Source organism: Bacillus sp. JJ1533 (assembly GCF_036965045.1).
In the GTDB taxonomy this organism is placed as follows: domain Bacteria; phylum Bacillota; class Bacilli; order Bacillales; family Bacillaceae_L; genus Ferdinandcohnia.
The window spans coordinates 113,694-125,246 of record NZ_JBALOV010000006.1 but is presented as its reverse complement, the minus strand read 5'-3'; the positions used below and the strand labels follow the sequence as shown (position 1 = coordinate 125,246).

General features: G+C 40.2%; 8 protein-coding genes and 13 tRNA genes. 17 read left to right on the top strand and 4 right to left on the bottom strand.

Annotated features, from left to right (window positions below; all coding sequences use genetic code 11):
- Positions 1–27 precede the first annotated feature (27 nt).
- The 13 genes from V7138_RS04225 (at position 28) to V7138_RS04165 (ending at position 1,613) form a co-directional block, all read left to right on the top strand.
- Positions 28–103 (top strand) — tRNA-Ala (locus tag V7138_RS04225).
- Positions 104–129: 26 nt separating this feature from the next.
- A tRNA-Met gene (locus V7138_RS04220) sits at positions 130–206 on the top strand.
- Between the two features lie 17 nt (positions 207–223).
- Positions 224–300, top strand: a tRNA-Ile gene (locus V7138_RS04215).
- 19 nt (positions 301–319) lie between these two features.
- Positions 320–412: transfer RNA gene (locus V7138_RS04210), tRNA-Ser, on the top strand.
- A gap of 211 nt (positions 413–623) precedes the next feature.
- Positions 624–700: transfer RNA gene (locus V7138_RS04205), tRNA-Met, on the top strand.
- A 204-nt stretch (positions 701–904) separates the two neighbouring features.
- A tRNA-Asp gene (locus V7138_RS04200) sits at positions 905–980 on the top strand.
- Positions 981–988: 8 nt separating this feature from the next.
- Positions 989–1,061: transfer RNA gene (locus V7138_RS04195), tRNA-Phe, on the top strand.
- 25 nt (positions 1,062–1,086) lie between these two features.
- Positions 1,087–1,162 (top strand) — tRNA-His (locus V7138_RS04190).
- A gap of 7 nt (positions 1,163–1,169) precedes the next feature.
- Positions 1,170–1,243, top strand: a tRNA-Gly gene (locus V7138_RS04185).
- 14 nt (positions 1,244–1,257) lie between these two features.
- Positions 1,258–1,334: transfer RNA gene (locus tag V7138_RS04180), tRNA-Ile, on the top strand.
- Positions 1,335–1,343: 9 nt separating this feature from the next.
- Positions 1,344–1,418: transfer RNA gene (locus V7138_RS04175), tRNA-Asn, on the top strand.
- A 5-nt stretch (positions 1,419–1,423) separates the two neighbouring features.
- Positions 1,424–1,514: transfer RNA gene (locus V7138_RS04170), tRNA-Ser, on the top strand.
- A gap of 27 nt (positions 1,515–1,541) precedes the next feature.
- A tRNA-Glu gene (locus V7138_RS04165) sits at positions 1,542–1,613 on the top strand.
- A gap of 88 nt (positions 1,614–1,701) precedes the next feature.
- Here the strand turns inward: V7138_RS04165 and V7138_RS04160 are convergent.
- Positions 1,702–1,878 (bottom strand): hypothetical protein, encoded by a 177-nt coding sequence (locus tag V7138_RS04160; protein WP_335394501.1) that lies wholly within the window; start codon positions 1,876–1,878, stop codon positions 1,702–1,704.
- Between the two features lie 55 nt (positions 1,879–1,933).
- Positions 1,934–2,728, bottom strand: coding sequence for a TIGR00266 family protein (locus tag V7138_RS04155; protein WP_335394500.1), 795 nt, complete (start codon positions 2,726–2,728; stop codon positions 1,934–1,936).
- 187 nt (positions 2,729–2,915) lie between these two features.
- Here V7138_RS04155 and V7138_RS04150 point away from each other — a divergent pair, with 187 nt between their 5' ends.
- The gene (locus tag V7138_RS04150; protein ID WP_335394499.1) at positions 2,916–5,327 is read left to right on the top strand and encodes a penicillin acylase family protein; all 2,412 of its coding nucleotides are present in this window, start codon (positions 2,916–2,918) and stop codon (positions 5,325–5,327) included.
- Positions 5,328–5,366: 39 nt separating this feature from the next.
- Here V7138_RS04150 and V7138_RS04145 read toward each other — a convergent pair whose 3' ends face one another.
- Positions 5,367–6,122 carry a TraR/DksA C4-type zinc finger protein gene (locus V7138_RS04145; RefSeq protein ID WP_335394498.1) on the bottom strand — a complete coding sequence of 252 codons (756 nt, stop codon included), beginning with the start codon at positions 6,120–6,122 and terminating at the stop codon, positions 5,367–5,369.
- A 136-nt stretch (positions 6,123–6,258) separates the two neighbouring features.
- Positions 6,259–7,194, bottom strand: coding sequence for a 1,4-dihydroxy-2-naphthoate polyprenyltransferase (locus V7138_RS04140; RefSeq protein WP_335394497.1), 936 nt, complete (start codon positions 7,192–7,194; stop codon positions 6,259–6,261).
- A gap of 368 nt (positions 7,195–7,562) precedes the next feature.
- Here V7138_RS04140 and V7138_RS04135 point away from each other — a divergent pair, with 368 nt between their 5' ends.
- Genes V7138_RS04135 through menH form a run of 3 tightly spaced genes read left to right on the top strand, consistent with a single transcriptional unit; the run spans position 7,563 to position 11,521 of the window.
- Positions 7,563–8,960, top strand: a complete 1,398-nt coding sequence (locus tag V7138_RS04135) for an isochorismate synthase (RefSeq protein ID WP_335394496.1) — start codon at positions 7,563–7,565, stop codon at positions 8,958–8,960.
- Positions 8,953–10,701, top strand: coding sequence for a 2-succinyl-5-enolpyruvyl-6-hydroxy-3-cyclohexene-1-carboxylic-acid synthase (gene menD / locus V7138_RS04130; RefSeq protein ID WP_335394495.1), 1,749 nt, complete (start codon positions 8,953–8,955; stop codon positions 10,699–10,701). Before V7138_RS04135 ends, menD begins: the two co-directional genes overlap by 8 nt.
- Position 10,702: 1 nt before the next feature.
- Positions 10,703–11,521 (top strand): 2-succinyl-6-hydroxy-2,4-cyclohexadiene-1-carboxylate synthase, encoded by an 819-nt coding sequence (gene menH, locus V7138_RS04125; protein WP_335394494.1) that lies wholly within the window; start codon positions 10,703–10,705, stop codon positions 11,519–11,521.
- The last annotated feature ends 32 nt before the right edge of the window (positions 11,522–11,553 follow it).

Here is an 11,553-nt window from a genome sequence, read left to right as displayed (position 1 = left end):
CCTGTCTTCCCGACCATTTAAAATTTTGGGGCCTTAGCTCAGCTGGGAGAGCGCCTGCTTTGCACGCAGGAGGTCAGCGGTTCGATCCCGCTAGGCTCCACCAATAATTTTAGTATAATATTTATCCATGGCGGTGTAGCTCAGCTGGCTAGAGCGTACGGTTCATACCCGTGAGGTCGGGGGTTCGATCCCCTCCGCCGCTACCAAATTTAAATAGAACTACGGACCTTTAGCTCAGCTGGTTAGAGCAGACGGCTCATAACCGTCCGGTCGTAGGTTCGAGTCCTACAAGGTCCACCATTTACAACTTCTTATATGTGGAGGAATACCCAAGTCCGGCTGAAGGGATCGGTCTTGAAAACCGACAGGGGTGTTAAAGCCCGCGGGGGTTCGAATCCCTCTTCCTCCGCCATATATATTTTAATAGTGAGTAGTCTTGTGTAACAGGACATTAGAAAAACGATATAACTTCTATTATCGCGGGGTGGAGCAACGAGCGTTGCATCATTGAATTACTGCGAGTTGTCCCGACAGACATTGCTTCCTGAATAGGCTAGCAGAGGAAGGGACAGTATTGCGCAAGCTAAGCGCATAAGAAAAACTATATAATTTTATTCTATTATCGCGGGGTGGAGCAGTCTGGTAGCTCGTCGGGCTCATAACCCGAAGGTCGTAGGTTCAAATCCTGCCCCCGCAACCAAAAAAAATATTGACAAGTTTAAGATAGTATCGTAAGATAATATTCGTTGTCAAAATAAATGTGGTCCCGTGGTGTATCGACGAGCAGATCATCGTCGATTAAGCTACGAGTTGTCCCGACGGATAATGCTCCTCGAATAATCTAGTAGAGGAAGGGACAGTTAACGCAAGAAATTGCGCATTGAAAGACTTAGTAATTTTACATGGTCCCGTGGTGTAGCGGTTAACATGCCTGCCTGTCACGCAGGAGATCGCCGGTTCGATCCCGGTCGGGACCGCCATATGTTGTGGCTCAGTAGCTCAGTCGGTAGAGCAAAGGACTGAAAATCCTTGTGTCGGCGGTTCGATTCCGTCCTGAGCCACCTTATTATTTCATAAAAGTTAATGGCGGTTGTGGCGAAGTGGTTAACGCATCGGATTGTGGTTCCGACATTCGTGGGTTCGATTCCCATCAGCCGCCCCATATATTTGCGGGTGTAGTTTAATGGTAAAACCTCAGCCTTCCAAGCTGATGTCGTGAGTTCGATTCTCATCACCCGCTCCATTTTTTGCCATAATGGGCCTATAGCTCAGCTGGTTAGAGCGCACGCCTGATAAGCGTGAGGTCGATGGTTCGAGTCCATTTAGGCCCACCATGTTGTTATTCCGCAGTAGCTCAGTGGTAGAGCTATCGGCTGTTAACCGATCGGTCGTAGGTTCGAATCCTACCTGCGGAGCCATTTTTGGGGAAGTACTCAAGTGGCTGAAGAGGCGCCCCTGCTAAGGGTGTAGGTCGCGTAAGCGGCGCGAGGGTTCAAATCCCTCCTTCTCCGCCATGACGATTATCATTAAATAAATATTCTGGCCCGTTGGTCAAGCGGTTAAGACACCGCCCTTTCACGGCGGTAACACGGGTTCGAATCCCGTACGGGTCATCAAGCGTTATGAGAATTTCTCATGGCGTTTTTTATTTGCCTTTTTTACCTCTTCTTAAAAAGGAAAAAACACCTGTTTCCAGGTGTGTTAATCTTTAGGCATAATATCTTCTTCAATTTTTTGTGCTGGGTTGTCTAAATCCACATCAGAAAAGATACCAGGGGACACTCCGCGGAACATATCAAAAGCAAGGATCTTATCGTCAGGCGCATCAAATAATGGAGCTTCTCCATTGAAATCGTCGACTTCTTTTTTTCGTCTCATGTTTCCACACCTCCATTACTTATCCTCCCAGTTCTCCCTTTAAATATTCTTAGGATTAATCATCTCCATTGAGAAAATTACCAAGTCCTCCTAAAATGCTCCCTTCACCGGCACTACCACCATTCTTTGGCGCACTTGCGAAGATTCGGTCAGCAAGACGACTAAATGGTAGGGACTGTACCCAAACCGTTCCAGGGCCTCTAACCGTCGCGTAGAATAAACCTTCACCACCAAAAAATGCTGTTTTAATTTTTCCTACATACTCAATGTTATAATCAACATCTCTCGTCATTCCGACAAGACATCCTGTATCAATTCTTAGGATCTCACCAGGTTGAAGCACCTTCTTATGTATCGTACCGCCTGCATGTAAAAATGCTAAACCATCTCCTTCTAATTTCTGCATGATGAAGCCTTCTCCACCAAAAAAGCCAGTACCTAATTTTCGTTGAAAATCTATACCAACTGAAACTCCTTTTGCTGCACATAAAAAGGAATCCTTTTGACAGATTACTTTACCATCTAGCATGCTTAAATCAACAGGAATGATCTTACCGGGATATGGTGCAGCAAAGGAAACATGTTTTTTACCCATCTTGCTATTTGTAAAGACTGTCATAAAAAGACTTTCTCCGGTTAGAACCCTTTTTCCCGCTCCAATTAGTTTCCCTAGAAGACCTCCCCCCGCAGAGCCTGAACCATCTCCAAATATCGTTTCCATCGATATGCCGTCCTCCATCATCATCATGGCACCTGCTTCCGCAATGACACTTTCACTGGGGTCTAATTCGATCTCAACAAACTGCATATCGTCACCATATAGTTTATACTCAATTTCATGTGCGTTCATTTCCTTCTTCCTTTCCATAAATATAGATAAAGAAATAATTCATCATTTTTTAGTATCTTCCAATTAATAATGCTTCGAGAATGTAAAAAATGTTAACTCTACCACAAAATCTAAATGACAAAATTTAGTAGGAATACTATAATGTATTTAGAATTTTCTTGAAATAATATATTTGAAGGGGGATTTTATGAGTTCGGAAGTCGTAGTAAAAAGACGATTATGGCCTAGGAAGAAACGTTGGAGAGCTGTTTTATTTACAGGAATAGTGATTATACTCCTTCTGATAGCAAGTGTTGTTGCCAGCTATTTATTTTTGAGAAAAAGTTTACCGCTGGTAGAAGGAACGATTTCTGTTGAGGGCCTTACCAATGAGGTTGAAGTCACCCGTGATCAAAATGGGGTCCCGCATATCGTTGCAAAAAATACGCATGATTTGTTTTTCGCTCAAGGCTATGTTACGGCACAGGATCGTTTATTTCAGATGGATTTAAGCAGAAGACAGGCTTCAGGAGAGTTAAGTGAGGTCATTGGTGCTTCTCTTGTTGCTCAAGATAAATATTTTCGAACTCTTGGCTTAAGAAGGGCAGCTGAAGTATCTTATGAAGGATATTCAGAAGATGCTAAGTCAGTTCTTCAGTCATATGCTGATGGAGTAAATGCCTTTATAAAGGAAGCAAATGAGAAGAATACATTACCTGTTGAGTTCACACTTGCAGGATATAAGCCTTCTGAATGGAGTCCAGTTGATTCTCTTACGATAGGAAAATATATGGCTTATGATTTAGGAGGACATTATAAGGGGCAAGCCTTTCGTTATTATATGGCACAGCATGTGTCAGAGGAGAAATTACTAGAATTATTCCCTACATATCCTGTAGATGGTGCAACCGTCATACAAGCCATGAAAGATCGTCCAATTGATATTTCAAAAAGTATCGCAACTGCTCCGTTTCCAAATGAGTTTAATGGGAGTAATAATTGGGTAATTAGTGACAAGAAGTCAAAATCAGGCATGCCCATCCTAGCAGATGATCCACATCTAGCATTGGCAACACCTTCGATTTGGTATGAAACTCATTTACAAAATAATGAAGTCAATGTTAGTGGTGTAATTTTTGCTGGTGTCCCAGGAATCATATTAGGCCGGAATGAACATATTGCCTGGGGAGTTACAAATGTGGGGCCGGATGTCCAGGACCTATATATTGAAAGAAGGAATCCGGATAATCCTAACCAGTTCGAGTATATGGGGAAATGGGAGGAAGCGACCATCATTGATGAGCCTGTAAAGGTGAAGGATGGGGAAACAATCCCATATCAGGTTCAGGTTACAAGGCATGGTCCAATTATTTCTGAGTTTACTCATGACCATAAGGAGGAAACAGCTTTAGCATTAAGATGGACAGCACTTGATGCTTCGACTGAGCTTGAAGCTGTATTAATGTTTAACAAGGCGAAAAATTGGGAGGAGTTTAAAGAAGCTCTTACATACTTCCATACACCGGCTCAAAACTTTGTTTTTGCAGCTACTGATGGCACAATAGCCTATCGGGCAAATGGGTTAATCCCAATCAGGAAAAATGGAGATAGTTCTGTTCCAGTTCCAGGATGGACAGATGAATACGAATGGGAAGGGTATATTCCTTGGAATGAATTGCCGACCATTGTGAATCCGGAGGAAGGATTTATTTCCACTGCAAATAATAAAATTGCACCGGATGACTATCCGTATCATCTAACAAGTACGTGGGCTCAGCCATATCGCCAGCAACGCATTAGAGATGTATTATCCAGCAAGGATGTGTTAACGGTTAATGATATGCTCCTGCTTCAATTTGATCAATATAATCTGCAAGCGGAGGAGTTTGTACCGATTTTCATTGATCTGTTATCTAACAGTGAAGATCAGCTTAGAGATATTGATAAAAAAGTGATAGAAGAGTTTAAAGAGTGGGATTTTGTGGACCGAATTGAAGATGGAGAGCCCCTAGTCTTTCATAAATGGATGGAGGATTTTGCAAATACACTGTTTGAGGATTCCATTCCTAGAGAAATTGATAACTTGTTCGAAGGAAAATCTCAAATTGTTGACCAAATGATTCGAAAAGCAAAAAATGGACATGAAGGGATATGGTTATCGGAGGCAGGCGGTCTAGAGAAGGTAACGCTTGAATCTTTTAAAAGAGCTGTCAATTTTGCTACCCAAAAGCAAGGTGAGGACCCAAGTAAATGGTCCTGGGGTGAATTTCATCAGGTGCCGTTTAATCATCCATTATCTGCCATATCACCATTAAATTATCTATTTAACAATAATAAACCTGTATCTATGGGTGGAAGTGGGATAACTGTTGCAGCTGCAAGCTTTAATCATCAATCAGGGGCAATTACTCACGGAGCGGCATGGAGATCAGTCATTGATTTATCAAATATGACGGAAAGCTATAATGTCGTTGGTCCAGGTCAATCTGGCCATGTTTTAAGTCCTTTTTATCATAACCAAATTTCTGATTGGACAACAGGGAATTACCATATTACCTATACCGATAAAGAAAAATATAAGCTGAACAGCAATACACTTGTTTTACAGCCCGCCGAGTAACAAGAAAGCAGTGGAAAAACAATTCCACTGCTTTCAAATTTAATCCTCGGCTTCGTCCTGTGTATAAGGTTCTTTTTCATATGGGGGAAGGTCGCCGAACATTGTCATTATTCCTTCTTCATCTAGTACTTCCTCATATCGTTCATGTTGGTTATTTGGATAGATGATAATTTCTTTTCCTTCAATATCTGTTGCAACAAAGTTCTCATAATCCTCAACATAGCCCACATTCTCATCTGATTCAACAAACACTTCATTATAGCTATCAACAGGGTCTGCCAGGTCTGAAGGAGATTCCGATGTACCATACCTTGCCACATCCTGCCAGGAATCTTCAGCATCATATGCGATATTATCTTCCTCATAAACGAACTTTCCAAATGGTGGCATTAATACGCCCTCTTCAATAGGTCGATTATGAGAAACAACCTGAGTAGGACTGTGTTCTACACAATAAGTAGTTGTTGGAATCGCATCTAGACGATCTAGTGGTATGTCTTTACCGCATTTTTCGCACTTTCCATATCTACCTTCATCAATCGCTTGTAGTGCATGGTCAATGTCTTTTAGCTCTTTTTCAATGTGCTCATTAAGTGCAACGTCCTTTTCGCGTTCATATAGTTCAGTTCCCTCATCCCCCGGATGGTTATCGTAAGAAGAGAGTTCCCCAACCGATCCATGGAAATGACCGCGTTCTAAATCAAAATGATCGCTATCCGTTAATTGTTCTTCGACCTCTTTTTTTGCGTTTATCAACTGTGAACGGAAGGTTGATAATTGCTCATTTGATAACATTAAAAGCACTCCTTCCATAATGAATTCGTAACGAATCTTGTTATGTATTATTTACATAAACTCGAAAATCATAAATGTAAAAAAGTGCTTGTATATGAAAGAAAGCAAAAAAAAAACACGACCGAAAATCGTGTTTTTAAAAGAAGTAACCGATAAAAATTCCAATTGATAATAGGAAACCAAAAAACGTATTTGTTTGGGCGGTTGCTTTCATAGCCGGCATCATTTGAATTGGCTCTGATTTACCAATAAATCCAATAATCGCTTGCACAGCTTTAGGAACACTCACCAATACAAGTAGGCTCCACCAAGATGCTATTCCCATAAATGCCAAAGCAATAATCCAAACATAGGAAATAACAAATAATACAGCTAGGAACTTTATCGCATTTTCTCTTCCCAATAAAATAGGTAAAGTGCGACGTCCGTTCTTTTTGTCGCCATCCAAATCACGAATATTGTTTGACATATTAATGGCACCAACAAGGATCATAATAGGAATTGAAATTAAAATACTTGTTGAAGTAACAGTACCCGTTTGGATGAAAAACGATATTAAAATAATTATCATACCCATAAAGAAACCAGCTGCAAGCTCTCCAAAAGGTGTCGATGAAATAGGGAACGGGCCGCCTGTATATAGATAACCAACAGACATACAAATAGTCCCCACTAATGCTAACCACCAGCTACTATTCATACAAATATAAACACCTAAAAGTGTAGCAAATCCCATAAAGGCAAATGCCAAGTTTAGGATCACTTTTGGCTTTACTCCATCTCTAACAATTGTACCACCAATACCGACTGATTCAGCAGTATCAAGACCGCGTTTGTAATCAAAATACTCATTAATCATATTAGTTGCTGCTTGAATGAGAAGACAAGCAAGTAACATTGTTAAGAAAAGTGCCATGTTTATAGATGTATCTGAAAGTGCAAGAACTGTTCCTAGGATAACTGGAACAAACGAGGCAGTAAGTGTATGTGGACGCATAAGTCTCCACCATACTTGAAACCCATTTGAAGGCTTTTTAGATAGCTTCTGATTTGACTGAAGTTCTGTATGCATTAGACTTCTCCTCTCATGTCAAGTCATGTATATCCACAGTTCAGTTTAGTGAATTGGACAAATACTGTCAATGGTTTAATGTAGTAAAAAAGTCATATTCATTCTTTCGCTGATTTTATCTCCACACTAACATATCTCTAAAAACATAATAATAGGAAGTAAGTGGTCAGTGTATGGGTAGGTATGGTAGAATCAAGTTTGTTGACTATTATTCATAGTGAGGTATATTGTTTTTACTAATAATTATACAAAAATAATACAACACGTTTATCAAGGATTCATTTATGGTTAATGATATACTATAGTCAACGTCTAAAAGTCTACATAAAATTATAATGAAATACATTTCGGGGGGATAAAAGTTGGTCATGTTACACCAAAAAGGATTGAATGATTATATTGTGAAAGGAATAAACCTTTCAAAGGAGCTTTCTATTCCTGTGCTTATAAGTCAGGTAAAAGAAATCAAGAACATAGACCCCCTATTGTTCTTTTCTGCTGGAAATAAGCAGCCTTTTGAAACGCGTTGTTTCTGGTCAAATCCTACAAATGATACAGTTCTAGTTGGACTTGGGGAAGCCTATACAATTAGTGATAACGAGTCTACCGAACGGTTTGGAGCCATTGAAAAGCAGTGGAAAAGACTCGTTCAACATTCCGTTATTTTTGATGACTTTGCGCCATATTCTACTGGTCCTCTTTTAATGGGAGGATTCTCATTTGATCCATTAAAAAAGAGGACAGAGCTGTGGGATCATTTTGATGATGCTAAATTTGTCTTGCCTGAGATCATGCTTTCTTCTTATAAGGGAAGGACCTTTTTAACAATAAATATTATTTGTGAACCTACGGGTTGTACATCTTTCGTTGAGTCTCAATTGGAGCAATTGGAAGAGTTCCTGAAGGCGGCAAACCATACATATCAAAAGATCACCTCGTTTACGAAAGAAGAGGTGCAACCTCAGGAGTGGATGGACTCTGTTCGAAATGCAACCGAAAAGGTAAAGTCCGGTGAAGTTGAGAAGGTTGTATTAGCAAGAGAAATTCAATTGCATTTTGATGATCCAATTGAAGCAGACGCTGTATTGGCGCGTCTGAAAGAAGAGCAACCGATGAGTTATTTATTTGCAATTGAATATCAAAATTCATGCTTTATCGGTGCATCCCCTGAAAGGCTTATAAAGAAAAAGGGAGACGAATTCTTAACTACTTGCCTTGCTGGTTCCATTCGCCGCGGAAAGACCCCTTCTGAGGACGAGCAATTAGCAAATGAGTTATTAAGTGATCCGAAAAACTTACACGAACATGATGTAGTCGTTCAAATGATTAAAAATGCAATGAAAGAATCTTGCACAAGCATCACTTCACCTACACAACCAGGTATTTTAAAAATGCGAGATATCCAGCATTTATACACACCTGTTAAGGGTGTTGGAAAAGAGGGTGTGTCATTGCTAACGGTTGTGAATCGATTACACCCAACACCTGCCCTTGGAGGTCAGCCTAAACAAAAAGCCTTTGAAATTATTCGAGAGCTTGAAATTCTTGACCGCGGTTGGTACGGAAGTCCTGTAGGTTGGTTAGATACGAACGATAACGGGGAATTTGCCGTTGCCATTCGCTCTGGTTTACTCAATGACAAAAATGCATCCTTATTTGCTGGTTGTGGAATTGTAGGTGATTCCGAACCTGAAAGTGAATACACAGAGACCATGATTAAGTTTAGACCAATGCTGTCCGCATTAGGAGGATTCGACAATGAATAATCAAGCATTAACTCGGTATGTTGCATCATTCGTTGATGAATTAGTAAGAGTAGGAGTTACAGAGGCTATTGTAAGCCCTGGTTCACGCTCCACCCCAATGGCCATTTTAATGGCTGAACACCCTGACATGAACGTAACAATCAACATTGATGAACGTTCGTCAGCGTTTTATGCGCTTGGAGTGGCTAAAGCAACCAAGAAACCTGTAGCGATTCTATGTACATCTGGTACAGCTGCAGCAAATTATTTTCCAGCAATAGTGGAGGCCTATTATTCAAGGGTGCCCCTCATTGTGCTGACAGCCGATCGACCACATGAATTACGGGATGTAGGAGCACCACAAGCTATTAATCAAAACCAGCTATATGGAAATCATGCGAAATGGTTTGTAGAAATGGCGCTTCCAGAAGAGTCAGACCAAATGCTATCTTATGTTCGAACAATGGCAGGAAGGGCGGCAGGAACTGCATTAACTGCACCTGCAGGACCAGTCCATTTGAATTTTCCTTTCCGTGAACCACTTGTTCCAAATTTAAATCTGGAAAACTTATGGGGAACAAATGAGAATCAACGGAAAAATGTGAATGTTGTCGTTGGAAAACCGAAAATGAACGAAGAGCAGGCTCAGCTAATTAGTGAATTAGTTAGCAATAAGAAAAAAGGAATCATTGTCTGTGGTTCACATTACGATGAAGAGTTTGGTCATGCAGTCGCAAATCTAGCAGAAACGCTACAGTTTCCAATTCTAGCTGATCCGTTATCACAATTAAGAAGTGGTGAGCATCCAAAAAAATATATTTTAGATGGATACGATGCTTTTTTACGGGACGAAGGTTTTAGAGAAACCTACTCACCCGATATTATCATCCGCTTTGGAGCAATGCCTGTTTCAAAGGCACTTCTGCAATATGTTCAAAAAAATAATGACACCACACAAATCGTTGTTGATGGAGATGGGGGTTGGCGTGATCCAACCTTATCAGCAACCGATATGGTGTATTGTGATGAAATTGAATTTTGTAAAGTGATTGTTAGGACAACAGAGAAACGTATTGATTCTAGTTGGGTGAACGATTGGATTACCATAAATCAGCTTGTAAAAGAGAATATTAACAGAGTACATAAAGAAGAAACCTTATTTGAGGGGAAGGTATTTACTGAACTTCAAGAAATTCTCCCTGCGGGCTCAACCTTATTTGTCGGAAATAGCATGCCAATCCGTGATCTTGATACTTTCTTTACGAATAATGAAAAGTCAATACATGTTTTAGGAAACCGCGGTGCTAACGGAATCGATGGGCTTGTTTCAACTGCAATGGGTATTAGTTCGCAAAATGAGCACACCGTCCTAGTCATTGGTGACCTATCTTTCTATCATGATTTGAATGGATTATTGGCGGCAAAGCATCATCATTTAAATATGACGATTGTTTTAATCAATAATGACGGGGGCGGTATTTTTTCTTTTCTCCCTCAATCACAAGAGGAAAAGCATTTCGAAACGCTCTTTGGAACTCCGATAGGCCTTAATTATGAACATGCTGTAAAAATGTACGGCGGGAAATTTGTTACGATTAAGGATTGGACTGAGTTCCGTAAAACCATAATTACTTCATTTGAAGAAAAAGGATTGCATGTTGTTGAGGTGAAAACAGACCGCCATGAGAATGTCATGATCCATCGAAAAATGTGGAATAATGTTTCCCGGGAAATTGAAGAAACACTCAAAAGGAACTATTAAAATGTTCATATCATCAAAAGGAACTACTTATCACGTAAAAGTTGTCGGTGTGGGTATACCGATTGTATTCCTTCATGGTTTTACAGGGAGTTTGACAACGTGGAATCAAGTAACCGATAACCTTAAATCTCGATTCCAATGTGTTCTAATCGATTTGATTGGGCATGGGAAATCAGACAGCCCTGAGGACTACGAAAGATATCAAATTGAAAAAGTCGCAAATGACATCATTCATATATTAGATATTTTGGAAATTCCAATTGCACATATTGCTGGTTATTCAATGGGGGGAAGAGTGGCTTTGGTGACAGCCATTCTTCATCCAACAAGAGTTGCCAGCCTTATTCTAGAAAGTAGCTCACCGGGGCTACAAACAAAAGAAGAAAGACATTCCCGTAGGCAATCAGACGAACTGCTTGCGAAAAGAATTGAACAAGAGGGTATAAATGAGTTTGTTGAGTATTGGGAGAACATGCCTCTATTTGCTTCACAAAAGGCACTCCCCGAAGAAACGCAACAAGAGATTCGCAATCACCGTTTTGAAAATAAACCTTTCGGGTTAGCAAATAGTCTAAGAGGGATGGGTACAGGTGCACAACCTTCTTACTGGGATAGATTAGATGAGATCAAGTTCCCGACACTATTACTTTGTGGAGAATTGGATCCGAAGTTTTGTAAAATTGCTGAAGAGATGGCTTCAAGTATCCCAAATGCAAGAGTAGAGAAAATAGTAGAAGCGGGACATGCAATTCATGTGGAACAACCAGATATTTTTGGTAAAATAGTAAATGAGTTTGTTTTTGGTCAACTTTTTTCTTGATCAATATACATACACATACATATTTAAAAGGA